Raw genomic sequence first — 26,568 nt, 5'->3', positions numbered from 1 at the left:
CTTCGGGGGTAGGACACCCCGACCGCCAAAAGGGGGGAACGGCGGCAGGGTGTGAGCACCTCGTCCGGCGCTGCACGTTCACAAGGGGGAAGTCTTGGAGAGTTCGGCGCCAGCGGGCCGGGGTGGCTCCGTGGCACCGGGTCGGCAGCCTGCGAGCGGAAGGCTCGTGGCGCCGGGTCCAGGCGTAACGACCGGGGGGCCAGGGTCATTCCGGGGCGGCCCATCCATCGCCACCCACGTGGAGGCGGTGCCTGCGGTCGCTCGTGGGAACTGTAACGACCGGGCTCGGGTCGGCATTCCAACCTGCGGCACCGGCATCCCAACCTCGTAGGTCAAGCGCGGGGCAGGTCGTGCTGCGATCGTCAGGGTGTGTAACGACCCCGGCCGGGCCATGATTCCGGCCCACGGGTGCGACCGGTCACCGGACAAACCTCGCATGTCACGCAGAGGCTACCGACGCGTGAGCGCCGAGAACCCCAGAACGGACAATCGCCCCAGGGTTCCCATCGCCTCTTGCCGCTCGGCTCGCGCACTCGGCTTGATCCACTCGACATCATTGACCTCGGGGTGTCCGGCTGAGCGGGATGCCCCGATGTCCTTGACCCCGAGTCGATCACGACGGTGTTGGCGTCGAACGCGACGTGGCCGGCGGTCGATCAGCACGGTGCCGGCGGTCGAGCACGACGGTGCCGGCGGTCGATCACGACGGTGCCGGCGGTCGATCACGACGGCGGTGGCAGTGGCGGCTGACCGGTCGACACGAAACCGCGCCTCCGGGGCGGAGGCGCGGTTCGGGAACGTGTGAGGTCAGGCGACGTGGCGTTGGGCCGGGACCGTCGACTTGTGTGGGCGACCCAGGCGGGCCTCCAGTCGGGCGACGTCGACCCGGGCGTGCCGGCGGTCGGCCAGGTCCTCCCAACCGACGGCGAGCAGTCGGAGTCGTTCGGACTCGCTGAAACCGCCCCAGACGCCGTAGGGCTCGCGGACTGACAGGGCGTGCGCGGCGCACTCGGCCCGGACCGGGCAGGCGCGGCAGACTGCCTTGGCGGAGGACTCGCGTCGCAGTCGGGAGGAGCCTCGCTCGCCGTCGGGGTGGAAGAACTGGGCACTGTCCCGGCCCCGGCAGGCACCGAGTCGCTGCCAGTCCCAGAGATCGACGATGGGTCCGGGCAGTCTACGTACGTTCGACATCAGCACCCCTCCTCCCGCGCGGCTCCGCGAGAATCCATATGGCCGGCATCCGGGCGGCGGGCCGCGCAGGCGCACCGTTCCCGGCCTGGCCCTCCCGGTACCCGGACTCTCGCCGACTCACACGTCTGTGATCGAAAACGTCCTAGAAATTGCGGCTTTTGCCCTAACTGTCGGAAAAGTTCGAAGGATTGCGGGGAACCCCCTCCCCAGCCGACCCCGTCATGGTCTGCTCGTTGGCGGAGAGGAGACCACAGTGCGTACCGTTCTTGTGTGCGTTCGGACACCACTCGCGGCCCAGCACCTTACTTCTGCTGCCGCGCGGCTGGGGTTGTCCGCGATCGTTCGTACCGCCGTCTCTGATCCTGAGGTGATGCTGCGGCTCGCCGAGCGACCGGCTGACGTGGTGCTGGCTGATACGGCCCTGACCCGGCCGGACAGCGCCGGCTTCGTCCGCCGGGTGCTGGCCCGCGCGCCGCAGGCCGCGGTGCTGTTGCTCGGCACCGAGGAGTCCGAGGCCGCGGCGGCCACCATCAGCGCCGGTGCCCGGGGTCTCATCCAGAATGTCGACCACGACCTGACCAGCGCGGTGGCGAAGGCGCTGCTGCTGCTCACCGCCCCCGGACGGGCGTCACGCCAGCGGATCACCGATCCCGCCCGGGACGCCGCGGCAGTGGGTGGTTCGGGTCGCTCGGGGCCGTCACCGCGTGGCTCCGGCGATCCCGGCTGGGCGGCCACGCCCGGCGAGGGGCAGGCGGGTGTGCCGTCGGTGCCGGTGCAGCGGGGTGACGACGAGGCCGAGTCGGCAACCGGCGAGTCGTCGGCGGATCAGGCCGATCCGGCCCGGCCCGCCCCGAACGCCCGGCCCAGCCGGGCGTCGATCGGGCTGACCGAGCGCGAGCTTCAGGTGCTGCTCGGCATGGCCGAGGGCAAGAGCAACGCGGAGATCGGTCGGGAGTTGTTCGTGTCGGAGGACACCGTCAAGACGCACGCCCGCCGGTTGTTCCGCAAGCTTGGCGCTCGGGACCGGGCACACGCGGTGGCAGCGGGCTTCCGGGCCGGCCTGGTCGCCTGAGGCGGGCCGCCGTCACTCGCTGACGGTCGGAGTGCCCGGCTCGTCCTCGGTGCCCTCGGTCAGGGTGTCGTGCACCCCGTCGGCGTACCCCCGGGCGTAGTCCCAGGTCACGTAGTGGTCCGGGTCGGGGTCGTAGGCGGGCTCGTGCACCCGGGGCCGACCGGAGTTGAGCAGGTGCCGAAGGTTGCCGCGGAGCAGGTCCCAGTCGAAGTAGTGCGGCTCCCGGCAGTCCTCGCATTCGATCACCAGCCCGCGGACCCCGATCGGGGCCAGCAGAGCCTGGTAGATCTCCAGATCGGCGAGGTCTTCCAGCACATCCTGCCGCTCGACGTCGGTCAGCGGATCCGGCGTCGCGTCGTCGCCCGGATCATCCAGGCCCGCGGTCGGATCGGCCGGGTCGCCGTTGAACGGGTCGATGGGCTCGTCGTGCACCCCCTCACCGTAGACCCAACGCGGCGCGAACGTCCGCCCCCCGGCCTTGCACCGGGCCGGCCTGCCACGGACGGGTCGCCCAGCTCACTGGGTACGATGAGGCGACGTGCCGGCACCGTGGCGTGCTCCGGTGCCCGCACGCGCCACCTCGCTGAAGCCCATTCGAGCAGCTCAGGGGAGCAATCGTGGAAAATTCGCCCAGCACCGACTTTGCGGCCGGCGCCGAGTACGCCGACCTGGGCGGCCACCTGCCCGAGCTGCCGGCCGGCTCTGCCCGGGTGGTACCGCTCGGTCTCACCTTCGATGACGTGCTGTTGCAGCCGGGCGAGTCGGACGTCGCCCCCAGCGAGGTGGACACCCGCACCCGGCTGACCCGGGAGATCGAGATCGCCATCCCGCTGGTCTCCAGCGCGATGGACACGGTCACCGAGGCGCGGATGGCGATCGCGATGGCCCGTAACGGCGGCATCGGCGTCCTGCACCGCAACCTCTCGATGGAGGACCAGGCCCAGCAGGTCGACCTGGTGAAGCGTTCGGAGTCGGGCATGATCACCAATCCGGTGACCTGCTCGCCGGAGGACACGGTGCGCGACGTGGACCGGCTCTGTGCGAAGTTCCGGATCTCCGGCCTGCCGGTCACCGACGCCGGCGGCGCACTGGTGGGAATCATCACCAACCGGGACATGCGGTTCGTCTCTGATCCGTCCACCCCGGTCCACGAGGTCATGACCAAGACGCCGTTGATCACCGCGCCGGTCGGGGTCACCAAGGCCGACGCGCTCGACCTGCTGCGCAAGCACAAGGTCGAGAAGCTGCCGCTGATCGACGAGGGCGGCCGGTTGCGCGGTCTGATCACCGTCAAGGACTTCACCAAGAGCGAGCAGTTCCCGCTGGCGACGAAGGACTCCTCGGGCCGGCTGCGGGTCGCCGCCGCGATCGGCTTCGGTGAGGAGTCGTACAAGCGGGCTCGGACCCTCGTCGACGCCGGGGTGGACGTGGTCGTGGTGGACGTGGCGCACGGCCACAGTCGGGCCATCGTCGAGATGATCCAGCGCCTCAAGCGGGAGACCGACGTCCAGGTGATCGGTGGCAACTCGGCCACCTACGCCGGTGCCCGCGCGTTGGCCGAGGCCGGCGCGGACGCCGTCAAGGTCGGGGTCGGCCCGGGGTCGATCTGCACCACCCGGGTCGTCGCCGGGGTCGGTGTACCGCAGATCACCGCGATCATGGAGGCGGCCCGTGCCTGCCGGCCGCTGGGTGTACCGGTGATCGGCGACGGTGGCATGCAGTATTCCGGTGACATCGCCAAGGCCCTCGTGGCCGGCGCCGACTCGGTGATGCTCGGCAGCCTGCTCGCGGGCTGCGAGGAGAGCCCCGGCGAGCTGATCTTCATCAACGGCAAGCAGTACAAGTCCTACCGGGGGATGGGCTCGCTCGGTGCCATGCAGAGCCGGGGTGTGCAGAAGTCCTACTCCAAGGACCGCTACTTCCAGGACGACGTGATCTCCGACGAGAAGCTGATCCCGGAGGGGATCGAGGGGCAGGTCCCCTACCGTGGCCCGCTCGCCACCGTCGCCCACCAGCTTGTCGGTGGCCTGCGGCAGGGCATGTTCTACAGTGGCGCCCCGACCATCCCCGAGCTGCACCGGCGTGGCCAGCTGATCCGGATCACCGCGGCCGGGCTGAAGGAGAGCCACCCGCACGACGTGCAGATGACCGTCGAGGCGCCCAACTACCACTCCCGCTGACCCATCACCCCCAACCACCTGGAGTCCCCCATGCGTGACGTGGTCGAGATCGGGCTGGGCAAGACCGCGCAGCGCGGCTACCACCTGGACGACATCGCCATCGTGCCGAGCCGGCGTACCCGGGACGTCGACGACGTGTCGACCTCCTGGCAGCTCGACGCGTACCCGTTCGGCATCCCGTGCGTCGGCCACCCCTCCGACGCCACCATGAGCCCGGCCTCGGCGGTCCGGCTCGGTCAGCTCGGCGGTCTCGGCGTGCTGAACGTCGAGGGCCTGTGGACCCGTTACGAGAACCCGACGAAGGTGCTCGACGAGCTGGCCAGCCTCGACGAGGAGGCCCGTGCCACCAAGCGGCTCCAGGAGGTGTACGCCGAGCCGATCCGTCCGGACCTGATCGCCGAACGGGTGCGCGAGCTGCGTGCCGGTGGCGGCACGGTGGCGGTACGGGTCTCTCCGCAGCACACCCTGGCGCTGGCCCCGGTGATCCTGGACGCCGGGGTGGACATCCTGGTCATCCAGGGCACCATCGTCTCGGCCGAGCACGTGTCGACCACCGACGAGCCGTTGAACCTCAAGGAGTTCATCGCCGACCTCGACCTGCCGGTGATCGTCGGCGGCTGCACGGACTACAAGACGGCGCTGCACCTGATGCGTACCGGTGCGGCCGGTGTGATCGTGGGCATCGGTGGCGACGAGTGGTCGACGACCGAGTCGGTGCTGGGCATCCGGGTGCCGATGGCCTCCGCGATTGCCGACGCCGCGGCGGCCCGTCGCGACTATCTCGACGAGACCGGCGGCCGGTACGTGCACCTGATCGCCGACGGTGACATCCAGACGTCGGGCGACATCGCCAAGGCGCTCGGCTGCGGCGCGGACGCGGTGATGCTCGGTGAGCCGCTGTCGCTCTGCGACGAGGCGCCCGCCGGTGGCGCCTGGTGGCACTCGGCGGCGAGCCACCCGTCGCTGCCCCGGGGCGCGTTCGAGGTGGCCGGTGAGCCGCTCGGGTCGATGGAGGAGCTGCTCTTCGGGCCGGCGGACGAGGCCGACGGCCAGCTCAACCTGTTCGGTGGGCTGCGTCGGGCGATGGCCAAGTGCGGTTACCGCGACCTGAAGGAGTTCCAGAAGGTCGGCCTGGTCCTGGACCGCTGATTTTTCACAGACGCTGGAAGGCCGGCCCCGCGCGAGGCGGGGTCGGCCTTCGTCGCGCTACGCCCCGAATCCAACAAAAGGCCGATACCGGTCGCACGGTCGGCGCCGCTGGCTACGCTCGTCCTGACCCGGGGATCCCGCGCGGGAGGAGTCAGCATGGTCCGGAGCGGACGGACGCCCGCCGGCACCCGGCTGCTCGCCGCGCTGGCCTGCGTCGTCGGGCTGGTGTTGGCCGGGTGTACGGGCGAGCACCGCGACGGGTTCCGGCCCGGTGCGGCCGACGCCGGTGACCCGTACGTGCCGGGGCGCGGTAACGGCGGCTACGACGTCAGCCACTACGGCCTGGACGTCCGCTACGACCCGTCGACCGACCGGCTGACCGGTCGAGCCGTCATCACCGCCACGGCCACGCAGGACCTGTCCCGGTTCAACCTGGACCTGGCCGGCCTCGCCGTCGACGCCGTCCGGGTGGGCGACGCGCGGGCCGACCACCGCCGCGACGACGGCGAGTTGGTGATCACCCCACGTGCCGGTCTCCCGCGTGGCCAGCAGTTCACCGTGACCGTCGACTACGCGGGCGTGCCCACCGCCGCTGTGGACGGATCGTTGGGCAGCGGCGGCTTCCTGCACACCGCCGACGGCGCGATCGCGCTCGGCCAACCCGACTCCGCCGCCACCTGGTTCCCGGTCAACGACCACCCGTCGGACAAGGCCCGCTACGACCTGGCGGTGACCGTGCCGGACGGCCTGGCGGCGCTGAGCAACGGAGTGCCCGGGCCGAAGAGCAGCGCCGACGGCTGGACCACCTGGCACTGGTCGGAGCGCACCCCGATGGCCAGCTACCTGACCACGCTGGTGATCGGCGACTACCGGGTGGTGACCGGCACGCACGCCGGCCGACCGATGGTCACCGCGGTGGCGGCGAGCCTGCCATCGGCCGGCGGCGCGGCCACCTCACTGGCCCGCACCGGCGCGATCGCCGACTTCCTGGCCAGCCGCTTCGGCCCGTATCCGTTCGACTCGTACGGTGGGATCGTCGTCGCCGACGACCGGGTCGGGTACGCGCTGGAAACCCAGTCCCGCCCGGTCTACGGTCCCGCGTTCTTCACCGACGACCGGCCCAACCTGAGCGTCGTGGCGCACGAGCTGGCGCACCAGTGGTTCGGCGACAGCGTGTCGGTGGGCAGGTGGAGCGACATCTGGCTGAACGAGGGCTTCGCCAGCTACGCCGAGTGGCTGTGGGAGGAACACGACGGCGGCCGGACCGCGCAACGCAACTTCGAGCTCCAGTACGCGACCACCGACTGGTCGCAGCCGTCGGTCGAGCCGGGCCGGGAGCGGATGTTCGGTACGGCCGTCTACAAGCGCGGGGCGTTGGCCGTGCACGCGTTGCGTCGGACTGTCGGTGACGAGGTGTTCTTCCGGATCCTGCGGACCTGGACCACCGAGCGGGCGGCGGCCAACGCGACCACCGCGGACCTCGTCGCGCTGGCCGAGCGGGTGGCGGGTCGGCAGCTCCGACCGCTCTTGGACGCCTGGTTGGTGGGTGGCTCAGCGCCCACACTGCCGTGACGGCGCCGTGCTGCCCTGTCGATATGCTGCCGTCCGGGGCGGCGGGGACAAGCCCGTGCGCGGGGAGCGGCCCAGGCCGTCACGGGGAGGGTGTGGGATGCGGGTGCGGCGACGCGGACTGCGGATGGGCTCGGCTCTGCTGGTGACCGGGGCACTCGTCCTGTCCGGATGCGACTCGACGGGCTCGAGGCCCGCGCCGTCGCCGAGCGTGTCGCCCACTCCGTCGCGGACGTTCACCGCGGGCGCGCCGGGGGCCGGCGACGCCTACTTCCCGAGCTACGGCAACGGCGGCTACGACGTCCGACGGTACGTGGTCAAGGTGCGCTACGACCCCGCGAAGGACAGACTGACCGGTACGACCACCGTGCAGGCCACCGCGACGGCCGACCTGTCGACGTTCAACCTCGACCTGGCCGGTCTCACCGTCACCGCGGTCAGCGTGGACGGTGCGCCGGCGACGCACCGCCGCGAGCGGAACGAGCTGGTGATCACGCCAGCTTCCGGTCTGGTCAACGGCAACGGGTTCGTCGCCGAGATCGCCTACGAGGGCGTGCCGAAGCCGCTGAAGAACGAGACCCTCGGTGACGGTGGATTCCTGCACACCCCCGACGGTGCCATCGCGCTGGGGCAGCCCGAGTCGGCCAGCACCTGGTTCCCGGTCAACGACCACCCGTCCGACAAGGCCACGTACGACTTCGAGATCACGGTTCCGGACGGTCTCACCGCGGTCAGCAACGGCGTTCCCGGCGGCAAGGCCAGCACGGGCGGGTGGACCACCTGGAAGTGGTCGGAGAAGTCGCCGATGGCCAGTTACCTGAGCACGATGGTGATCGGCGAGTTCCGGATCACCACCTCCACGCACCGGGGGAAGCCGGTCTACAGCGCCGTCGCGATCGCGGCAAACGGTTCCGCGGATTCGGCGATCGCCGAGACCACAAAGGTCGCCGACTACCTGGAGACCGTGTTCGGGCCGTACCCGTTCGACGCGTACGGCGGTGTGGTGGTCTCGGACAGCCGGATCTCCTACGCGCTGGAGACGCAGAGCCGTCCGGTCTACTCGGCAGGCTTCTTCCGGCAGGGCCCGAACACCGCGGTGGTCGCCCACGAGCTGGCCCACCAGTGGTTCGGCGACAGCGTCTCCCTGGGCACCTGGGAGGACATCTGGCTCAACGAGGGCTTCGCGACGTACGGGGAGTGGCTCTGGGCGGAGCACACCAGGGATTCCACGGCCAAGGAGGCGTTCGACAACCGGTACGCCAGGGCACCCGAGAAGGTGTGGAAGACGCCGCCGGGCAAGCCGGGGGCGAAGGAGCTGTTCAGCGAGTCGGTCTACCAGCGCGGTGCGATGACGCTGCACGCCCTGCGGGTGTCCGTCGGCGACAAGGCGTTCTTCGAGATCGTCAAGACCTGGGCGGCGGAGAAGCGGAACGGCACCGCCACCACCGCCGAGTTCGTGGCGCTCGCCGAACGCATCTCCGGCAAGCAACTCGACCAGGTCTTCGACGCCTGGCTCTACGGCACCAAGAAGCCGGCCCTGCCCAAGCGGCTCTGACCGGGGTCAGTTCCTGACGACCAGGCTGGGGTTGGCGGCGAGGTAGGCGTCGGCGCGGCCGGCACGGAGTTCGCTGATGAACTTCCGGCCGACACTGGTGAGCTGCTCGCCGCGGTAGGCGCTGCCCTTGCCGACGCCGGAACCGGGCAGGCCGACGAGCGTGAAGCGGTTCGCCGGCACCCCACCCAGGGCGTACGCGAAGTCGACGATCCGCGGCCCGCCCGCGTACACGAGGGTGTCGCCGAGGGCGCTGACCACCTGGTCGACCCGCTCGGGTTGCCGGGCCAGGCCCTCATCCAGGATCTTGCGGGTCAGCGCCTTGACGAGTTGCTGCTGGTGCCGCTGCCGGGCGTAGTCGCCACCGGTGATGTAGCGCTGCCGCGCGTAGTCCAGTGCCTGCCAGCCGTTGAGGTGCTGGTTGCCCTTCTCGTAGACCTGCTGCGGCCCGGTGTATCCGCCGGGCGCGGTCTGCCGGTACTTGCCGTTCGGCTGCCGGTGGCGCGACTCGACCCGCTGGTCGACGTAGATGTCCACTCCGCCCAGCGTGTCGACCAGCCGGTCGAACCCGTTGAACGTGAGCACCGCGCCGGCGTCGATGCGCAGCCCGGTGTATCCGCTGACCGTGCTGCGCAGCAGCTCGTACCCCTGGGCGGTGCTTGGTTGTTTGGGTTTGCCCGGCACCCGGCTGCCGAAGCTCATGGCGTGGGTGAGCTTGGTCTTGCCGCCCTTGTAGTCGGCCTTCGGGAACGCCGGGATGTCGACCAGCAGGTCGCGGGGGAGGGAGAAGAGGTATGCCTGACCCAACCCCTGGGGTACGTGCAGCACCAGCACCGCGTCCGCGTGCGGCTCCCAGCCGGGCACGCTGACCCGGGTGTCCACACCCACCAGCAGCAGGTTGAGCGGGCCGGTGATGCCCGCGCCCGGTGGCGGGCCGCTGGGACTCGGGGTGGGTGTCCCGGCCGGTGACGGCGTCGGCGAGCCGGTCGCCGGAGCGCCGCTCGGCTTGCTGTCGCCGGTCAGCCGGGTGATCACCACCGTGGCGGCCGCGATCAGCGCGACGGCGGCGAGGGCCGTCAACCCCAGCAGCAACCACCGTCGGCGCGGCGCCATCGACCCGAGGATCATCTTGGATTCCTTCCACCCGTCTGGTGAACAACGCTCCGACGGGTGCTCCGGGTTGCGGCCGGAATGCGTCGGGTCGGTCGGCCGGAGCATGATCGCGCGAAAACTGGCGCTGGCGCGAGCGCTACTCGCGAGTAATGATGCGTCCATGCGGTACGACGTGGTCGTCATCGGATCCGGCTTCGGCGGCAGTGTCACCGCGCTCCGGCTGGCCGAGAAGGGCTACTCCGTCGCCGTGCTGGAAGCTGGCCGGCGCTTCACCGACGACGAGTTCCCGCAGACGTCCTGGCGGGCCCGCCGCTTCCTCTGGGCGCCGAAGCTGGGCTGCTACGGCATCCAGCGGCTCACCCTGCTCCGCCCGGCCGACCGGCGGTCCGGCGGAGGGGTGCTGGTGCTGTCCGGCGCCGGGGTGGGTGGCGGCTCACTCGTCTACGCGAACACCCTCTACGAGCCGCTGCCGGCCTTCTACGCCGACCCGCAGTGGCGGGACATCACCGACTGGCGTGCCGAGCTGGCCGGCCACTTCGACCAGGCGAAGCGGATGCTCGGCGTCACCACGTACCCCCTGGAGACCGGCGCGGACCGCGCCATGCGGGCGGTGGCCGAGCGGATGGGGGTGGGGCACACCTTCCACGCCACGCCTGTCGGTGTGCACATCGGTCGTCCCGGCCAGCGGGTCGCCGACCCGTACTTCGGTGGTGCCGGCCCGGAGCGCACCGGCTGCCTGCACTGCGGCTCGTGCATGACCGGCTGCCGGCACGGGGCGAAGAACACGCTTGTCAAGAACTACCTCTGGCTGGCCGAACAGCAGGGCGTCACGGTGCATCCGCTGACCACGGTGACCGCCGTCCGACCGGCGGCGGGCGGCGGGTACGAGGTGCGTACCGAGCGCACCGGTGCCTGGCTGCGCAGGCGGCGGCAGGTGGTCCACGCCGACCAGGTGGTGTTCGCCGCCGGGGCGCTCGGCACCCAGCGGCTGCTGCACGCCATGAAGGCCGACGACGTGCTGCCCGGGCTCTCGCCCCGCCTCGGCGAGCTGACCCGGACCAACTCCGAGGCGATCCTGGCCGCCTCGGTGTCCCGCCGACGGGCCCGGTCCGAGCGTCTGGACTACACCGAGGGGGTGGCCATCACCAGCTCGTTCCACCCCGACCCGCAGACCCACGTCGAGCCGGTCCGCTACGGGCGGGGCTCCAATGCGATGGGGCTGCTCCAGTCGCTGCTTGTCGACGGCGGTCCGCACCGGGTGCGGCGCTGGCTGGGCAGCATGCTGCGGCAACCGGGGCTGGTCGCCCGGATGCTGCCCGTGCGCGGCTGGTCGGAACGGACGGTGATCGCCCTGGTGATGCAGTCGGTGGACAACTCGCTGACCACCCGGTGGCGGCGCGGCGCGCTCGGCCGTCGGCTGGTCACCGGGCCGGGGCATGGCACCCCGAGCCCGACCTGGATCCCGGCCGGCAACACCGCCGCCCGACTGCTCGCCGACGAGATCGGCGGCACTCCCGGCGGCCCGCTCACCGAGCCGTTCGACATCCCGATGACCGCGCACATCCTGGGCGGCGCGGTGATCGGGGCGACGCCGGCCGACGGGGTGATCGACCCCTGGCACCGGGTGTACGGGCACCCGGGGCTGCACGTGGTCGACGGCGCGGCGGTCTCGGCCAACCTCGGCGTGAACCCCTCGTTGACGATCACCGCCCAGGCGGAACGGGCGATGGCCTTCTGGCCCAACAGGGGCGAGGAGGACCCCCGCCCGACGCTCGGCTCCCCGTACCGCCGGCTCGCGCCCGTACCCCCGCGCCACCCGGCGGTGCCGGCGGACGCCCCGGGAGCGCTGCGGCTCTAGGACAGCGGCTTGCGGAGGATGTGGTTGAGCCCGAAGTCGGTCTCGCTGACCCGGACGTCGTGGTAGCCCAGTCGGTGGTAGAAGCCGTGCCCCGTGATGCTGGCGCCGGTCTCCATGTGGTCGTGGCCGTCAGCGCCGGCCAACCGCTCGATGTGGCGCATGAGCCGGCGGCCGACACCCTGGCCGGCGCGGTCCGGGTCGACGAACATCGTGTAGACCTTGTTGCCGTCCCGGGACACGGTGCCGACCACCCGCCCGCCCTGCTCCGCGACGAACACCTCCCGGACGGTGGCGAGTTCACGAAAGCGGGCGGCGTCGAAGTGCGCGCACATCCGCTCGATCAGGTCGGCCGCGTAGTCACGGCTGTTGACCTCCCGAAGGCACCTGGCGACGAGTACGGCAAGCAGCTCGGCGTCGGTGTCCCGGAAGGGCCGTACGGTCACCTCGGTCACACCTGTCCTCCGTCCGGCCGTCATCGCCCCGCGTCGATCTTAGGACGCCCTCCGACCGGCCGCCGCACCCGCAGCCGCCGCCGCGGCACGCCGGAGTGCCGGCCCGTGCCCGACGCGGCCGTGACTGTCGGTAGGCTTTGCGCACATGAGCCTGCCTCGCCCCGTCCTCGTGGTGGACTTCGGAGCCCAGTACGCCCAGCTCATCGCGCGCCGGGTTCGCGAGGCGAAGGTCTACTCCGAGATCGTGCCGCACTCGATGCCGATCGCCGAGATGCTGGCGAAGAACCCCGCCGCGATCATCCTCTCCGGGGGCCCGGCCAGCGTCTACGCGCCGGACGCGCCGCAGATCGACGCGGGCGTGTTCACCGCCGACGTGCCGGTCTTCGGCATCTGCTACGGCTTCCAGGCGATGGCCCAGGCGCTCGGCGGCACGGTCGCGCGGACCGGCAACCGGGAGTACGGCGGCACGCCGCTGCGCCCCCGCCTGCTCGACCCGGGTGTGCTGCTGCGCGACCTGCCGGCGGACCTGCCGGTCTGGATGAGCCACGGCGACGCCGTGACCGAGGCGCCCACGGGATTCACGGTGACCGCCGAGTCGGCGGGCGCTCCGGTCGCCGCCTTCGAGGACCTGGCCGGGCGGCGGGCCGGCGTGCAGTTCCACCCGGAGGTCGGGCACACCGCGCACGGCCAGGAGATGCTGACGCGCTTCCTGTACGACATCGCCGGCATCGAGCCGACCTGGACGCCCGAGAACATCATCGACGAGCAGGTTGCCCGGATCCGCGCCCAGGTCGGCGACAAGGAGGTCATCTGCGGCCTGTCCGGCGGGGTGGATTCCGCGGTCGCCGCCGCGCTCGTGCACAAGGCCGTCGGTGACCAGCTCACCTGCGTCTTCGTCGACCACGGTCTGTTGCGCGCGGGCGAGGCCGAGCAGGTGGAGAAGGACTACGTCGCCGCCACCGGCATCAAGCTGAAGGTGGTCGACGCCACCGACCGGTTCCTCGGCGCGCTGGCCGACGTGACCGACCCGGAGCAGAAGCGCAAGATCATTGGTCGGGAGTTCATCCGGGTCTTCGAGGCCGCCGCCCGCGAGATCGCCTCGCACGGTGACGTGGAGTTCCTGGTCCAGGGCACCCTCTACCCCGACGTGGTGGAGTCCGGCGGCGGCACCGGCACCGCCAACATCAAGAGCCACCACAACGTGGGCGGTCTGCCGGAGGACCTGAAGTTCGCGCTCGTCGAGCCGCTGCGCACCCTGTTCAAGGACGAGGTCCGCGCGCTCGGCCTCCAGCTCGGCCTGCCCGAGTCGATGGTCTGGCGGCACCCGTTCCCGGGTCCCGGCCTGGCCATCCGGATCATCGGCGCGGTCAACCAGGAGCGCCTCGACCTGCTCCGCGAGGCCGACCTGATCGCCCGCGAGGAGTTGACCGCCGCCGGCCTGGACCGGGGCGTCTGGCAGTTCCCCGTGGTGCTGCTCGCCGACGTGCGCAGCGTCGGTGTGCAGGGAGACGGGCGCAGCTACGGGCACCCCGTGGTGCTGCGCCCCGTCTCCAGCGAGGACGCCATGACCGCCGACTGGTCACGGCTGCCCTACGAGGTCGTGGCCCGGATCTCCACCCGGATCACCAACGAGGTGGCCGAGGTCAACCGGGTCGTGCTGGACGTGACCAGCAAGCCACCGGGCACCATCGAGTGGGAGTGAGCGCCGCTCACGCGACCGGCGGCGGGCTGCTGTCGTGCGGGTTGTGCGCCGGGCTCGGCGGCGCGTCGAACGGGGTCGTCGGCGGGTAGGGCGGCGTCGGGGCGTACCCCGGCATCGGCCCGCCCGGCGCAGGCCCGGCGGTCGGCGGCGGACCCGACTGCGGCGCGACGCCCGCCGCGTGCGGCCAGGCCGGCGCGCCGGTGGGCTCCTCGGGCATCAGGAACCACATGATCGGGTACGCGAGCAGCGCGAGCCCGCCGGTGAGCAGGCCGGTGACCGCGAAGGCCACCCGGACCAGTGTGGGGTCGACGGCGAAGTAGCGGCCGACGCCGCTCGCGACGCCGGCCACCATGCGGTCGGTGGTGGGTCGACGGAGCTGCTTGTACGGGGCGTGGGGAGCGGTGGTCGATGTCATGCCTCCACGGTCCGCGCCGGTGCCCGCCCCGCCCTCGGTGACCGCCCGGATCCTTACCCTGACCAATCCCTGATCGGGGCCAGACAGTCAGGAATCCGACTCTTTTCCGTTCCGGTAACCCGGCGCGGGGAGAATTTGCTTCCGTGACCACCTTGCTGGAGCCGCTCCGCAGGATCGCGGCATACGCAGTCTGTGCTGATTCGACAGGCCGAGTCCTGCTGGTTCGCGCCTCGGAGCGCTCCGGCACCCCCGGCACGTGGTCCCTGCCCGGCGGGGCGGTCGACCACGGCGAGGACCCCAACCACACGGTGGTCCGCGAGACCGCCGCCGAGACCGGCCTGTCGGTCGCCGTCTCGGGCCTGGCCGACGTGCTCGCCGACATGCGGGCGCTGCCGGAGCGCGGCATCACCATCCACACCGACCGGCTGATCTACCAGGTGGCGGTCCGTGGCGGCACCCTCGCCGACCGGGTCGGTGAGCGTCCCACCGACCTGGCCCGCTGGTACACCCTCGACGAGGCTCGCGAGTTGCCGCTGCGCTCGTTCACCGCGCGTGCGCTCGGGTTGCCCACGTCCTCCGCCGACGTGGTGCCCGACGAGGCGCCCGAGTTCCCCTCCTTCTACGCGGTGCCCGGTCCGGACGGGCTGCACCGGGCGCAGCGCTTCGCCGCGTACGCGGTGTGCACCGACCCGGCCGGTCGCGTGCTGCTCACCAGGGTTTCCGACGGCTACCCGGGCGCTGGCTGCTGGCACCTGCCCGGCGGCGGCACCGACTACGGCGAGCAGCCCGGTGCCGCGCTCATCCGCGAGCTGGTCGAGGAGACCGGGCAGACCGGCCGTCTGGTCGAGTTGCTCGGCGTGGCCAGCCACCGGGACGCCGCGTCGCTCGGCCCGGAGGGCTACCCGATCGACTGGCACGGGGTACGTGCCTTCTACCGGGTCGTGGTCGACCAGCCCAACCCGCTGACCGTGACCGACGTGGGTGGCTCCACCTGCGAGGCCCGCTGGTTCGCCCGCGAAGAGCTCGGCGCTCTCCCCACCCACCACCTCACCGAGGTGACCGCCGAAGCGGTCCAGGCCGCCCAGCTCACCTGACCCGCCGGCCCCGTTCCACCCGAAACGGGCAGACGGCCGCGATCCCTCGGCCGGTGGGGTGGTGTGCGCTGAGCGTGCGCTTGGCCGGTGTCGGTGTGCTGGCGGGCGCTTGGCCGGTGGGGTGGTGCGTGCTTTGCGGGCGCTTGACCGGTGGCGCGTTGCGGGCGGGCTTGGACGGTGGTCGTGCGTGCTGGGGCGGGCGCTCGGCCGGTGGCGCGTCGCCGGCGTTGGTGTGTCTGGTGGTGGGCGTGCTGGCGGGTAGGTCTCCGCCGGTAATGCTCGCCGACAGCAGCGCATCTGGGCCGGGTGCCGAGTGCCGAGCGTTGGATGGTTCGGCGGCTGTCCGGACCTCCGAGAGATGCGGCTCGCGAGAAAGTCCCAACGAGCGGTACGGGCCGGATGACCAGCTCCGCTTCGCTGATGTCGGGGTGTCCCAAGCTCCCGAATACCCCGACATCAATAAACCCGAGTCGATCATCGCTAACCCAGCCTACCGGGGTGCGCCGCGCTGCCTGCCGAGCGCACCTAACGCCCAAAACGGACTGCGCTAGCGCGAATCCTCGGACTCCGAGCGTCGATCATGAAGTTATTGTCAGGACACGCCCCGAGACGGACGGCAATAACCTCATGATCGACGGGCTGGGCGGCTGGGCGGCTGGGCGGCTGGGCTGTTGGGCGGGTTGGCGGGGGAGCGGAGTTGGCGGGGATGGACTTTCTGCGGCGGGTTGGCGTTTTCGGAATTCTGTGGGATTCGGACCGGGTCCTGGTGGTCCGGGACGGGGTCGGGGGTGAGTTCCCGGGGATCTGGCGGCTGCCCGGTGATGCGGTGGCGCATGCCGAGCACCCGGAGCGCGCCATGGTCCGTGCGGTAGCCGAGCAGGCCGGGTTGACCGTGGTGGTCGGCCGGCTCCGCGCGGTGGTCGCCGACGTGGTCACCTATCCGGAGGACGACGTCGCGCTGCACACCGACCGGCTGCTGTTCGAGCTTGCTGCGCCTCACGGCGCGCTGCGTGACGGCGTCCTGCATGACGGTGCACCGGGCGACGGCGTACTGCGCGGCGGCGCATCGGGCGACGCTCCTTCCGGCGACGGCGTGATGGGCGACGTCGGTGGTGGCGCGGTGGACCGGGTGTGCTGGCTCACCCTGGCCGAGGCGGCGCGGGTGCCGCTGACGCCGTTCACCGCCGGGGTGCTCGGTCTGCCGGTGACCCCACTGGCGCCCGGGGCGCATCGGGCGCGTGTGCCGCTTTCGCCGCCGCATCCCGACCGCAGGCTGCGCTTCGGGGCGTACGGGCTGGTCACCGACCCGGCTGGGCGGATCCTGCTGACCGAGATCGCGGCCGGTTATCCGGGGGCGGGCCTGTGGCACCTCCCGGGCGGGGGGACCGACCATGGCGAGCAGCCAGCCACCGGTCTGCTCCGGGAGTTGGTCGAGGAGGGTGGCCAGCGGGGCCGCGTGGAGGAGATCCTCGGTGTGAACAACCTGCACAACCCTGCCGCGCTCGGCCCGGAGGGTCGGCCTCTGGACTGGCACGGCGTACGGGTGACCTATCGGGTGCTGGTGGATACACCCAGCGATGCGGTGGTCACCGAATCGGCCGGAGGTTCGACGGCGCGGGCTGGATGGTTCACTCGCGAGCAGGCCCTCGACCTGCCGTTGAGCGACATCGCTGCCTCGGCAATCGGACAGGGTGGCCGATAGCACTCCGCTCGCTGAGCCGACTTGGTGACCCTCCGGTACAGTCAATGGCGGGAATGATGGAGGAAACGGGCGATGAAGCCCGGGATGGGAATAAGCGAGCGGTTCGAGCGGTTTAGACCAGTTACAAGCACCGCCGGCAGCTATCGCCAAGCCATGTCCCCCTATGCGATGGTGTACTCCGCGCAAAACGGCTGCCGGGCCACGCACGGTCCGGCACGAGACAGCCGGACACCCGCCCCGCGGCGGTCAGCCGATCCGGTGATGGAGGAAACGTGCCGAGAGCCCCATGGCGCCGGCGTCGTACTACTGACAGTCCGCGCCCCGCAGGGCGTCGCTGGGCGGGCCCGTTGCGCCGCAGCAGCACATTCGCCCGCCAGGTGCTGTTGGTCCGGGTCGGTCGCCGTGACGGTGACCTGCACGTGACCGACCTGACCCCGACCGAGCACCGGTACGCCGACCGGCAGCGCCGCCGCTACGGCCTGGACCGGCTCAGCCGTCCGGCGTCCGGCGTCGGTCGAGCCGAGATCGAGGCCATCATGCCGGTCAGTCCGGCGATGCCGCCCCTGGCACACGCCGACGAGGCTTCGTCACACTCGATCCCGCTGCTCCCCGGCGACCGCACCATTGCCCGCCGGATGAAGTTCGGCCTGGTCAACGCCTGCACGCTGGCCAGCCTGATGCTCGGCATGCTGGCGATCTTCCTGGCCATGCAGGGTGAGGTGCGCATCGCCGCGCTCTGCCTGATCGCCTGCGTCGCCTTCGATGGTCTGGACGGTGCACTGGCCCGACGGCTGGGCGTCGCCAGCCCGTTCGGCGCGCAGATGGACTCCCTGGCCGACATGTGCTCGTTCGGCCTCGCCGCGCCCGTGGTGGTCTACGCCTCACTCGCCGGTTCCGTCTCCACCGCAGCGGCGGCAGTGGCGTGTGCCCTGGTCGCGGCGTGCGCCGCTATTCGACTGGCCCGCTTCAACGTCTCGCCGAAGGACGGCAGGTTCTTCTGCGGCGTGCCCACCACGATGGCGGCCGCCGTGCTCGCCGTGACGGTGGCGATCGGCCTGCCCGTGCCCGGTGCTGTGCTGGTCGCGGGGGTCGCGCTGCTCGCCTTCGCGATGGTGTCGAGCTTCCCGTACGCCAAGCTCGCCCGCCTGGTGAAGCTGCCGCCGTGGCTGTGGCTGGCCCCGGTGATCGGCGCACTCATCGACATCCGGCTCACGTTCGCGCTGATCGTGGTGGGTTACCTGGTCAGCGGGCCGGTGCTCTGGCTGCGGCAACGTCGTACCGCCTGATTTTTCCCCAACGAGAACGGGGCGCCGCGGTCAGCGGCGCCCCGTTTCCACGTGCGTGGGTCAGCGCCAGCGGGCGATGACCGTGGACCCGCCCACCACCTTGTCGCCCGGCCCGACCAGCGGGTCGGCGGCGTCGGCCGGGAGGTAGACGTCGGTCCGTGAGCCGAAACGGATCAGCCCGAAGCGCTCACCCTTGGCCAGCAGCGCGCCGATCGGTGCGCGCTGCACGATCCGACGGGCGATCAACCCGGTGCGCTGCGCGACCACCACCGTGCCACGTGCGGTGTCCAACACGGTGTACGCGGCGACGTTGTGCTCGGCGTCCGGCTTCATCGCGTTGACGAAGCCGCCGTCGGCGACGAAGTAGTCCACCACCTTGCCGGCGACCGGGGCACGGTTGACGTGCACGTCCAGCACCGACAGGAAAACCGCGACCCGCAGCCACTCGCCGTCGCCGAAACGCTCGTCGTGCAGTCGCTGCACCGACAGAACCTTGCCGTCCGCGCTGGCGACGACCGCGGTCGGGTCCTCCGGTACGTCGCGCTCCGGGTCCCGGAAGAACGCGGCCACCGGCCCGGCGGCCAGCGCCGGCAGTAGCCAGAGCTTCGACGACGGGCGCGCCACCCGGGCCAGCGCCGCGAGGCCCAGCGTGATGCCGGCAGCGGCAACGCCGTTGGAGTCGATGTGCATGCCGCGGGTCAGCGGCACGCTCGACGGCCGGTGCGCGGGGGCGAGCCTCTCGGCCGTGGCAGGGCTGGCCGGGGTGAAGCGCAGTCGGTAGACCCGTACCGGCGGTGAGTTGCGCACCACCAGGTCGGCACCGACGCCGTAGAGGGCGTCCTGGCGGGCCAGCTCGGCGGCGGCCCCGGTGGTCCGGCCGGGTGTGGCGGTGGTGGCCACGCTCAGGACCGCACCGTCGGACAGGAACTTGGCCAGGCCCTCGATGCCGCTGCGGGTCTCCTCGGCGGTGCCGCTGAACACCTCGCCGGCGATGACGACCGTGGCGGCTTCGGCCTCCGCCAGGGAGTCGACGACCCCCACCCGGTCGGCGACCCAACGGCCCTGGGCGTTGACGTGCTCGCGGAGCGCGGCAGCGCCGAGCGGCTCGGCGGGCACCACGGTGAGCCGGTCACCGGGGAGCAGCGCCTCGATCGCCGCGGCCAGCACCGCGGATTCCGGGCGGACCCCGACCAGCAGGGCGGCCTTGGGATCGTTGATCCGGGCCAGCTCGGCGACGAGCGTGCGGGCGGCTCGCTCGCCGATGCGGACCGGACCGGATCGGCCGGTCGTACGCACGGCGGGGGACTGGGTCATGTCGGGCGGGCTCCTGACGGGGGTAGAGACGGGAATCGCGGCGGGACCGCCATGGCGGGACGGGCCGGCCGGCGGAGGCGAGATCTCCACCGGCCAGCATATGCGTCCGTCCGGGCCATCGGCATCGCCGTGGCGGTGGAGCCGGCCGTGGCCGGGCTGCGCCCGAGGTCAGGCCTCTCCCCGTCGACCCTCCCGCCCGTCACCCGGCTGGTCGCCGACCGGCTCGTCCGGGTGGTCGGACCGGGTCGGCTCGTCCCCGTCCGGCGCTCGGGTGACGAGCGGGAGCGTCGGCTCGTCGGGCTGGCCGGCGATCGGGGCGGTCTCCGGCTCTGCTGGCTGGTGAGCCAACCAGGCCGGGTGGATCACCTCGGTGGACGGCGCCTCCGGTGCCCGTACCTCGGTGGTGGCCGTCTCCGGGGTCGCTGGCGGTGGGGGAGCGTCCCAGGTGGAACGGTCGGCCTCCCAGACCGGCAGTGCCGCACCGGAGGTCGGCATTCCGGAGACCGGAGCGGACGCGCCGGAGACGGGCGCGGTGGCCTCGGTGACGCCGGCCTCGGCGGTCTGCTCCGGCGGGCCCGACCGACCCGAGCGCAGTGCGCCGACCAGCCCGAAGACCCCGATCAGGATGAGGGCGCTGGCCAGGAACCAACCGACCGCCGGCAGCGCGAACCCGAGTAGTTGGGCGAGCAGCCACCAGGCCGACAGCGCCAGGAACACGAGCCCGAAGGCGAACGACACCAGATCCGTGCGGTGAGCCTTCACCGGGTCACCTCCAGGTTGCCAGCGTTGACGTGGATGTACAGGCGCAGTTTGCCGCCGCCGGCACCGTCGATTCCGAGGTCGGTGGTCTCCTGTAGGCGACCGTCCAGTCCGCCGGAACGGCTGCCGAAGATGGTGGCGTCACCAGCGTTGACGTCGGCCACCGTGGTGACGTCCACGTTCGGTGGGACGACCACTGTCGCCTTGCCGAAGTTGATCGCAACCGTCACCTGGCTGTCCCGCTTCGCGAAGTCGATCCCGCGCAGGTCGAGTACGGCGTCACCGAAGCTGTTCTCGTACCGGTCGGCCAGATCGCGGTAGTCCGTGGGTGCCCAGGTCACCGCGCCGTCGACCCCGCGGATCCGGTCGTAGGACTCGGCGACCGTGCCCGTGCCCAGCGCCGCCGCGGTCACCAGACCGAGCGCGATGAGCCAGCGGGCCCGTCCGAACCAGGTGCCGACCAGCAGTCCCAGCCCGATCGTGGCCAGCGCGGCCGCGAAGTACGCCGAGGCGCTGATGGCGAAGACGTCGAGCAGGTCGAGCAGGGCGACCACACCGAGGACCAGGAAGATCAGGGAGAAGGTCACCGCGCCGAGCGGCGAACGCTCCTTGGGGCGCTTCGGTGGCTTCGGTGGCTTCGGCGGACGGGCAGCGGCCGGGGCCGGCGTCGCGTACGGGCCGTGCGGCGCGAACGGGGGGCGGTATCCGGACGCCGGGGCGGCGGTCGGATAGCCGGACGGGTCGGCCGGTGCGCCGGTCACCGGTGCCGACGGCCACCCGGCGGTGGTCGGGGCGGTGCCCGGCCAGTCCGTGGCGGGCGCCGGCCAGCCCGCTGCGACAGTCGTCGGGTCGGCCGGTTGCCCGGACACCGGGGTCGTTCCGGAGACCGGCTGCGCCGTGGCGGTGGACTGCGCAACGCCGGTCGGTGGCAGGCCGTACGCCGGGGTGGTGACGGTGGGCGCTGTCCCCGCGGTCGCGGTGGCGAATGCCGGTGCACCGCCGGCCATCGGTGCGGTCGCCGGTGGGCCGCTGGGCGGTGCCACGCCGTACGAGGGCGCGGGCCAGGTCACCGGTGGGACCGGGCCGGGCGGGTTGCCGGAGGGTGCCGGCCCGGCCGGGGTGCCCGGCTGTGGGGTGCGGCTGTCCCGGTTGAGCAGCAGCGCGCCGGCGACCAGGATGGCCGCGCCGAGCAGCACCGCGCGGAAGGCGTCGGTGACGATGTAGCCGAAGCTGGCGGCGACCAGGATGCCCAGGATGATGACGGTCACCGGCGACATGCTGGAGCGGCCGCGGCCGAGCATGGACTCGATCGGGGACGCGGTGTCGCCCTCGTTCGGGATGATCAACCAGGCGGCGACGTACACCAGGATGCCGATGCCACCGAAGAACCCGAGCACCGCGAGCAGCACCCGCCAGAGCACCGGGTCGGTGTTGGTGGCTCGCCCGATCGCCGCGCAGACGCCGGCCAGATACCGGCCCTCGCGCGGCCGGACCAACCCGTACCGCGAGGTGAAACCGGTGCCGGCGAACGGCGGTGGCGGCGCGGACGGACCCGGACCGCCCGGTCCGGGTGGCGTACCCGCGGCTCCGTAGCCGGTGCCGGCCGCGAACCCCGGCCCGTGGCCGCCGGTGGGCGGCGGGTAGCCGCCGGCCGGATCGGCGGGTGTGCCGCCGCTGTCCGGGCCGTAGCCGGCGGGCGGACCGAACGTGCGGGGCTCGGTCCATTCGGCGGGCGTCGTGGCTGGTGGGGGCGGTGCTGAACCACCCGGCTCCGCCGACCCCGGTCGGGGTGGCGGGGCAGCTTCCTCGGTCATGCTTCGATCCTGCTGCCAGGTGAACCCGAACGACCTCAGGACCCGACCCTGACCCCACCCTGAGATCCGGCGGCCGGAATGTCCGGGGCGTCCCCGTGGTCGTCGACGCCGCAGCGTGTGACGATCAGATCACCGACCTGCACCGACCCGCCACCGCGACCAGGGAGCCTCCGATCAGCACCGTGATTCCGCCCCCGCGCCTCTATCGTGCTCCCGAGCACCGGATGGCCGCCGGCGTCGCCGCCGGTATCGCCGACCATCTCGGCATCTCGGTGCTGCGGGTGCGCGTCGCGTTCATGGTGCTGCTCGGCCTGAGCGGGCTCGGCCTGCTGCTCTACGCGGCCTTCTGGGCGGTGGTGCCGTTGCGGCCCGGTGACACCGCGGTGCCGCCCCGACGCGACGTCGCCCAGCTCCTGCCGTTCGTGGGGATCGGGCTCGGTGTCCTGTTGATCCAGGTCATGGTCTTCGATTCGGTGGGCGCGGCCGGCACGGCCGGTTGGCTGGTGGCCATCATCGCGGTCGGTGCCGGGGTCATCTGGCACCAGTCCGCACCCGAACGGCGGCGGCAGTGGGGCAACGCGATGCCGGTGCCCTGGCTCGGCGCGGTCGTCGAGGAGAGTGACCGGCGGGCGTTCGTGCTCCGGTTCATCGGCGGTGGGGTGCTGGTCGCGGTCGGCATCATCGGTGTCGCGGCGGTCTACTCGCCGGCGCAGAACTTCGACGCGGTGATCAACGGTGTGATCTTCGCGCTGGTCGGGTTGGCGGGGGTCGGCGTGGTCGCCGCGCCCGTGCTCTGGCGGACGTACAGCCAGCTCCGCTCGGAGCGCGAGGGGCGCATCCGCGAGCAGGAGCGGGCCGAGTTGGCCGCCATGGTGCACGATCAGGTGCTGCACACGTTGGCCCTGATCCAGCGCAACGCCAGTGACGTCAAGATGGTGCAGCGGTTGGCCCGAGGGCAGGAGCGTTCGCTGCGCAACTGGCTGTACAAGCCGACCGCGTCGCCGAGCGAGCGCTTCGCCGCCGCGCTGGAGCAGGCCGCCGCCGAGGTCGAGGACACCTACGCGATCACCGTGGAGGCGGTCGTGGTGGGGGACCGGGAGACCGACGAGAAGGTAGGGGCGCTGGTCGCGGCCGCCCGGGAGGCGCTGGTGAACGCGGCCCGGCACGCCGGCGTGCAGACCGTGTCGCTCTACGCCGAGGTGGAGCCCGATCAGGTCAGCGTCTTCATCCGGGACCGGGGCAAGGGCTTCGATCCGGATACCGTGGAGGACCACCGGCACGGCGTACGCGGCTCGATCATCGGGCGGATGAAGCGGCACGGCGGACGGGCCGAGATCCGGTCCGGCCCGGGGGAGGGGACCGAGGTCCGGTTGATACTGCCGATCTCCCGGGACTCGTCCGCAGCGGAGAGGAACAGATGACCATGGCCGAGCAGCCGACCGAGCACCTCGACCCGGCGGAGCCCCGCCCCGAGCGGCTCCGGGTGTTTCTGGTGGACGACCACGCCATGTTCCGGGCCGGGGTGCGCGCGGAGTTGGGCGCCCACGTCGAGGTGGTGGGCGAGGCGAGCACCGTGGCCGAGGCGGTCACCCGGATCGCGGCTGTCGGCCCGGACGTGGTGCTGCTCGACGTGCACATGCCCGACGGCGGCGGGCGCGCGGTGCTGGAGGCGATGCGGCGTACGCACCCGCAGGTCAAGTTCCTGGCGCTGAGCGTCTCCGACGCGGCGGAGGACGTGATCGGGCTGATCCGGGCCGGTGCGCGGGGGTACGTGACCAAGACCATCTCCCCGGACGAGCTGGCCGCGGCGATCCGCCGGGTGGCGGACGGCGACGCGGTGTTCAGCCCTCGGCTGGCCGGGTTCGTGCTGGATGCCTTCGCGGCCCGGCCGGACGCCCCGGTGGCCGACCCCGAGCTGGACCAGCTCACCAACCGGGAGCGGGAGGTGCTGCGGTTGCTGGCCCGGGGGTACGCCTACAAGGAGATCGCCAAGGAGCTGTTCATCTCCATCAAGACGGTGGAGACGCACGTGTCGAACGTGCTCCGCAAGCTGCAGATGTCCAACCGCTACGAACTCTCCCGCTGGGCGGCGGACCGCCGGCTGGTGTGACCGCGCGTCACCCTGGCCGAGGATCAGACAAACGATCTCCGCGCACTCGTCCACCCAGCCGGTGATCGTGCCCGTGCAGCCGTAGTCGACCTGTCCGGACGGGTCGAAATGCGAGCGGTTCTGGGCGTCCTAACGGGCAGAGGTGGGCCCGGAGGCTGAGCGCGGGCCGGGACCACTTCTGCGGGTGGCGCAACGTATTTCCTGCTCAGTGCTACCTCCGCCGACCGTTTTATGATCATTTTTCAAGTATCGGCAACGTGGCGGGCAACTAACGGCTTGATAACGGCACCTTCACGGAAGAGGCCAGTTGGTGTCACAGTGGCAGCACCTCACCATCGGTGTGTGGCACTCCGTACGGCCCATGACCATGTCCCCGCCCTTCGCGGCGGCTCGTGGCCGTGCCTTCCGCGTCGTGTCACGCCTCGTTGGCGGGGGAGCCCGGCGGATCGGAACATCAGGGGTGTCCCCAACTTCCCTGTGGTCCCGGCGACCCGCGCCCCGGGGTGGTCGGGCGGTGTCACCCCCAAAACGTGCGTGAAACCCACGACGGAACCTGGTTAGAAAGAGGAGGCCCCTCGGAATGAGAGTCTCGAAGCGGGCGACGAGCGCGATCGCGCTCAGCGCGGCTGCCGCGCTTGTCGCGAGCGGTTGCTCGAGCGGTGGCGAAGGCGAAACTGCCGCCAGCGGCGACGGCGCGATTGTCATCCACGGTGTCCAGCCGGAGAACCCGCTGGTCCCGTCGAACACCACGGAGACCGGCGGCGGCAAGATCGTCGACTGGCTGTGGACCGGCCTGGTCGAGTACCCGAACGACGGTGGGGCCCCGCGTAACGCGCTGGCGGAGTCCATCAACACCACGGACTCCAAGGTCTTCACGATCAAGATCAAGAAGGGTACGAAGTTCCACGACGGGACCGAGGTCAAGTCGAAGAACTTCGTCGACGCCTGGAACTGGGCCGCCTACTCGCCGAACGGCGCGCAGAACGGCAGCTTCTTCTCCGACATCCAGGGTTTCGAGCAGACCTACACCAGTGACCCGGATGGCGCGGACGGCCCGAAGAAGGCCCCGGCGCCGACGGCTGAGAAGCTGTCCGGCCTGAAGGTCGTCGACGAGCAGACCTTCGAGGTCACCCTGTCGGCGCCGACCGCGGTCTTCCCGACCAAGCTCGGCTACAGCGCCTTCATGCCGCTGCCGGACAAGTTCTTCACGCAGAAGCCCGAGGAGTTCGGCAAGAACCCGATCGGCAACGGCCCGGTCAAGTTCGTGTCGTGGGCCGACAACTCCCTGATCAAGCTGACGCGCTTCGACGACTACAACCTTCGCGACAAGATGAAGCTCAAGGACGTCGACGTCAAGCTGTACCAGGACGAGACGGCCGCCTACGCCGACGTGCTCTCCAACAACCTGGACTTCCTGGAGTCCCTGCCCACCTCGGCGCTCGCCGGCGACAAGTGGAAGACCGACCTCGGTGAGCGGGGCCGCAACACCGTCACGCCGACGACCGCGCTGATCGCGTTCCCGCAGTACGACAAGCGTTACCAGAACCCGAAGCTGCGTCGGGCCGTGTCGCTGTCGATCAACCGGCAGGAAATCTCGGACAAGATCTTCTTCGGCACCCGCAAGCCGGCCGACAGCTGGGCGAACCCGCTGACCCCGGGCGCCAAGCCGGGTAACTGCACCGCCTGCAAGTTCGACCCGACCACGGCGAAGCAGCTGCTGACCGAGGCCGGCGGCTTCACCGGCGAGATGGTCTTCTACTACAACTCGGACTCCAGCCACAAGGACTGGATGGACGCGGTTGCGCAGCAGGTCAAGACCAACCTCGGCATCGAGGCTCGGGCTGAGGGCGTGCCGACCTTCGCGGTCTTCCGCCAGAACGTCAACGCCCACGCGATGAAGGGCCCGTACCGCGCTGCCTGGCAGCAGGACTACCCGGACGTCGAGAACTGGATCAACCCGCTGTACGTGACGGGTGGCTCCTCGAACGACGGCCTGTACAGCAACCCCGAGGTCGACGCCCTGGCCAAGCAGGCCAGCGCCGCGCCGAGCCTGGAGGCCTCGCACGAGGCGTTCACCAAGGCCGTCGAGAAGATCGACCAGGACGTCCCGAGCATCCCGATCTACTTCTACGGCCAGCAGTCCGGCCACTCGGAGAAGATCAAGAAGCTCGAGCTGAACAACGTCGGCGAACTCGACATCACCTCGGTCGAGCTCTGATCCGTTCGGTCTGACCCC

Annotated in this window: 20 protein-coding genes and 1 pseudogene; 13 read left to right on the top strand and 8 right to left on the bottom strand. The window is 71.4% G+C overall.

Annotated elements, in window-relative coordinates; genetic code table 11:
- Positions 1-807: 807 nt before the first annotated feature.
- Positions 808-1,191: a WhiB family transcriptional regulator gene (locus AB0A90_RS15275; protein ID WP_357247129.1), complete on the bottom strand. Its 384-nt coding sequence runs from the start codon at positions 1,189-1,191 to the stop codon at positions 808-810.
- Positions 1,192-1,444: 253 nt separating this feature from the next.
- Here AB0A90_RS15275 and AB0A90_RS15270 point away from each other — a divergent pair, with 253 nt between their 5' ends.
- Entirely contained in the window at positions 1,445-2,263 is an 819-nt protein-coding gene (locus tag AB0A90_RS15270; RefSeq protein WP_357247126.1) for a response regulator transcription factor, read from the top strand.
- Between the two features lie 12 nt (positions 2,264-2,275).
- Here AB0A90_RS15270 and AB0A90_RS15265 read toward each other — a convergent pair whose 3' ends face one another.
- Positions 2,276-2,695 carry a DUF5319 domain-containing protein gene (locus AB0A90_RS15265; protein ID WP_357247123.1) on the bottom strand — a complete coding sequence of 140 codons (420 nt, stop codon included), beginning with the start codon at positions 2,693-2,695 and terminating at the stop codon, positions 2,276-2,278.
- A gap of 185 nt (positions 2,696-2,880) precedes the next feature.
- On the opposite strand from AB0A90_RS15265, the gene guaB reads away from it, so the two are divergent.
- The 4 genes from guaB (at position 2,881) to AB0A90_RS15245 (ending at position 8,716) form a co-directional block, all read left to right on the top strand.
- The gene (gene guaB / locus AB0A90_RS15260; RefSeq protein ID WP_357247120.1) at positions 2,881-4,443 is read left to right on the top strand and encodes an IMP dehydrogenase; all 1,563 of its coding nucleotides are present in this window, start codon (positions 2,881-2,883) and stop codon (positions 4,441-4,443) included.
- A gap of 30 nt (positions 4,444-4,473) precedes the next feature.
- Positions 4,474-5,592 (top strand): GuaB3 family IMP dehydrogenase-related protein, encoded by a 1,119-nt coding sequence (locus AB0A90_RS15255; RefSeq protein ID WP_357247117.1) that lies wholly within the window; start codon positions 4,474-4,476, stop codon positions 5,590-5,592.
- A gap of 156 nt (positions 5,593-5,748) precedes the next feature.
- Positions 5,749-7,164 carry a M1 family metallopeptidase gene (locus AB0A90_RS15250; protein ID WP_357247114.1) on the top strand — a complete coding sequence of 472 codons (1,416 nt, stop codon included), beginning with the start codon at positions 5,749-5,751 and terminating at the stop codon, positions 7,162-7,164.
- 97 nt (positions 7,165-7,261) lie between these two features.
- Positions 7,262-8,716, top strand: coding sequence for a M1 family metallopeptidase (locus AB0A90_RS15245; protein ID WP_357247111.1), 1,455 nt, complete (start codon positions 7,262-7,264; stop codon positions 8,714-8,716).
- Positions 8,717-8,722: 6 nt separating this feature from the next.
- Here AB0A90_RS15245 and AB0A90_RS15240 read toward each other — a convergent pair whose 3' ends face one another.
- Positions 8,723-9,841 carry an LCP family protein gene (locus tag AB0A90_RS15240; protein ID WP_357247107.1) on the bottom strand — a complete coding sequence of 373 codons (1,119 nt, stop codon included), beginning with the start codon at positions 9,839-9,841 and terminating at the stop codon, positions 8,723-8,725.
- 145 nt (positions 9,842-9,986) lie between these two features.
- Between AB0A90_RS15240 and AB0A90_RS15235 the strand changes: the two genes are divergently transcribed.
- Positions 9,987-11,684: a GMC family oxidoreductase gene (locus AB0A90_RS15235; RefSeq protein ID WP_357247104.1), complete on the top strand. Its 1,698-nt coding sequence runs from the start codon at positions 9,987-9,989 to the stop codon at positions 11,682-11,684.
- Here AB0A90_RS15235 and AB0A90_RS15230 read toward each other — a convergent pair.
- The gene (locus tag AB0A90_RS15230; protein ID WP_357247101.1) at positions 11,681-12,136 is read right to left on the bottom strand and encodes a GNAT family N-acetyltransferase; all 456 of its coding nucleotides are present in this window, start codon (positions 12,134-12,136) and stop codon (positions 11,681-11,683) included. The two genes, AB0A90_RS15235 and AB0A90_RS15230, sit on opposite strands and share 4 nt — an antisense overlap.
- A 145-nt stretch (positions 12,137-12,281) precedes the next feature.
- Between AB0A90_RS15230 and guaA the strand changes: the two genes are divergently transcribed.
- The gene (gene guaA / locus AB0A90_RS15225) at positions 12,282-13,838 is read left to right on the top strand and encodes a glutamine-hydrolyzing GMP synthase (protein WP_357247098.1); all 1,557 of its coding nucleotides are present in this window, start codon (positions 12,282-12,284) and stop codon (positions 13,836-13,838) included.
- Between the two features lie 7 nt (positions 13,839-13,845).
- On the opposite strand, the gene AB0A90_RS15220 is transcribed toward guaA, so the two are convergent.
- Positions 13,846-14,253, bottom strand: coding sequence for a PspC domain-containing protein (locus tag AB0A90_RS15220; RefSeq protein ID WP_357247096.1), 408 nt, complete (start codon positions 14,251-14,253; stop codon positions 13,846-13,848).
- A gap of 143 nt (positions 14,254-14,396) precedes the next feature.
- Here AB0A90_RS15220 and AB0A90_RS15215 point away from each other — a divergent pair, with 143 nt between their 5' ends.
- The 3 genes from AB0A90_RS15215 (at position 14,397) to AB0A90_RS15205 (ending at position 18,335) form a co-directional block, all read left to right on the top strand.
- Positions 14,397-15,347 (top strand): NUDIX domain-containing protein, encoded by a 951-nt coding sequence (locus AB0A90_RS15215; protein ID WP_357247094.1) that lies wholly within the window; start codon positions 14,397-14,399, stop codon positions 15,345-15,347.
- 706 nt (positions 15,348-16,053) lie between these two features.
- A complete protein-coding gene (locus tag AB0A90_RS15210) occupies positions 16,054-17,049 on the top strand; it encodes an NUDIX domain-containing protein (protein ID WP_357247091.1) in 996 nt (331 codons plus the stop codon).
- Between the two features lie 347 nt (positions 17,050-17,396).
- Positions 17,397-18,335 (top strand): CDP-alcohol phosphatidyltransferase family protein, encoded by a 939-nt coding sequence (locus AB0A90_RS15205; protein ID WP_357247088.1) that lies wholly within the window; start codon positions 17,397-17,399, stop codon positions 18,333-18,335.
- Positions 18,336-18,395: 60 nt separating this feature from the next.
- On the opposite strand, the gene AB0A90_RS15200 is transcribed toward AB0A90_RS15205, so the two are convergent.
- From AB0A90_RS15200 to AB0A90_RS15190, 3 genes and pseudogenes are all read right to left on the bottom strand, one after another.
- On the bottom strand, positions 18,396-19,649 hold the full coding sequence (locus AB0A90_RS15200) for a phosphatidylserine decarboxylase (RefSeq protein ID WP_357247085.1): 1,254 nt from the start codon (positions 19,647-19,649) through the stop codon (positions 18,396-18,398).
- A gap of 516 nt (positions 19,650-20,165) precedes the next feature.
- Positions 20,166-20,411 (bottom strand): annotated as a pseudogene (locus AB0A90_RS15195) (hypothetical protein); the annotation flags it as partial.
- Positions 20,408-22,222 carry a PspC domain-containing protein gene (locus tag AB0A90_RS15190; RefSeq protein ID WP_357247082.1) on the bottom strand — a complete coding sequence of 605 codons (1,815 nt, stop codon included), beginning with the start codon at positions 22,220-22,222 and terminating at the stop codon, positions 20,408-20,410. The pseudogene AB0A90_RS15195 and the gene AB0A90_RS15190, both read right to left, overlap by 4 nt.
- A gap of 182 nt (positions 22,223-22,404) precedes the next feature.
- Between AB0A90_RS15190 and AB0A90_RS15185 the strand changes: the two genes are divergently transcribed.
- From AB0A90_RS15185 to AB0A90_RS15175, 3 genes are all read left to right on the top strand, one after another.
- Positions 22,405-23,643, top strand: coding sequence for a PspC domain-containing protein (locus AB0A90_RS15185; RefSeq protein ID WP_357247080.1), 1,239 nt, complete (start codon positions 22,405-22,407; stop codon positions 23,641-23,643).
- Positions 23,644-23,645: 2 nt separating this feature from the next.
- Entirely contained in the window at positions 23,646-24,332 is a 687-nt protein-coding gene (locus tag AB0A90_RS15180; RefSeq protein ID WP_357247196.1) for a response regulator transcription factor, read from the top strand.
- A 580-nt stretch (positions 24,333-24,912) separates the two neighbouring features.
- Positions 24,913-26,550 (top strand): ABC transporter substrate-binding protein, encoded by a 1,638-nt coding sequence (locus tag AB0A90_RS15175; protein ID WP_357247077.1) that lies wholly within the window; start codon positions 24,913-24,915, stop codon positions 26,548-26,550.
- Positions 26,551-26,568 lie beyond the last annotated feature (18 nt).

This window comes from Micromonospora sp. NPDC049204 (assembly GCF_040647935.1).
Taxonomy (GTDB): Bacteria; Actinomycetota; Actinomycetes; order Mycobacteriales; family Micromonosporaceae; genus Micromonospora.
The sequence above is the reverse complement of the archived record's forward strand: the minus strand, read 5'-3'. Positions and strand labels throughout refer to the sequence as shown.

What these genes read in the sequence shown, in the direction of transcription:
- AB0A90_RS15275 (WP_357247129.1), bottom strand. Translation starts at nt 1,191, where the DNA reads ATGTCGAACGTACGTAGACTGCCCGGACCCATCGTCGATCTCTGGGAC.
- AB0A90_RS15255 (WP_357247117.1), top strand. Translation starts at nt 4,474, where the DNA reads ATGCGTGACGTGGTCGAGATCGGGCTGGGCAAGACCGCGCAGCGCGGC.
- AB0A90_RS15250 (WP_357247114.1), top strand. Translation starts at nt 5,749, where the DNA reads ATGGTCCGGAGCGGACGGACGCCCGCCGGCACCCGGCTGCTCGCCGCG.
- AB0A90_RS15245 (WP_357247111.1), top strand. Translation starts at nt 7,262, where the DNA reads ATGCGGGTGCGGCGACGCGGACTGCGGATGGGCTCGGCTCTGCTGGTG.
- AB0A90_RS15240 (WP_357247107.1), bottom strand. Translation starts at nt 9,841, where the DNA reads ATGATCCTCGGGTCGATGGCGCCGCGCCGACGGTGGTTGCTGCTGGGG.
- AB0A90_RS15235 (WP_357247104.1), top strand. Translation starts at nt 9,987, where the DNA reads ATGCGGTACGACGTGGTCGTCATCGGATCCGGCTTCGGCGGCAGTGTC.
- guaA (WP_357247098.1), top strand. Translation starts at nt 12,282, where the DNA reads ATGAGCCTGCCTCGCCCCGTCCTCGTGGTGGACTTCGGAGCCCAGTAC.
- AB0A90_RS15220 (WP_357247096.1), bottom strand. Translation starts at nt 14,253, where the DNA reads ATGACATCGACCACCGCTCCCCACGCCCCGTACAAGCAGCTCCGTCGA.
- AB0A90_RS15210 (WP_357247091.1), top strand. Translation starts at nt 16,054, where the DNA reads ATGGACTTTCTGCGGCGGGTTGGCGTTTTCGGAATTCTGTGGGATTCG.
- AB0A90_RS15200 (WP_357247085.1), bottom strand. Translation starts at nt 19,649, where the DNA reads ATGACCCAGTCCCCCGCCGTGCGTACGACCGGCCGATCCGGTCCGGTC.
- AB0A90_RS15190 (WP_357247082.1), bottom strand. Translation starts at nt 22,222, where the DNA reads ATGACCGAGGAAGCTGCCCCGCCACCCCGACCGGGGTCGGCGGAGCCG.
- AB0A90_RS15180 (WP_357247196.1), top strand. Translation starts at nt 23,646, where the DNA reads ATGGCCGAGCAGCCGACCGAGCACCTCGACCCGGCGGAGCCCCGCCCC.
- AB0A90_RS15175 (WP_357247077.1), top strand. Translation starts at nt 24,913, where the DNA reads ATGAGAGTCTCGAAGCGGGCGACGAGCGCGATCGCGCTCAGCGCGGCT.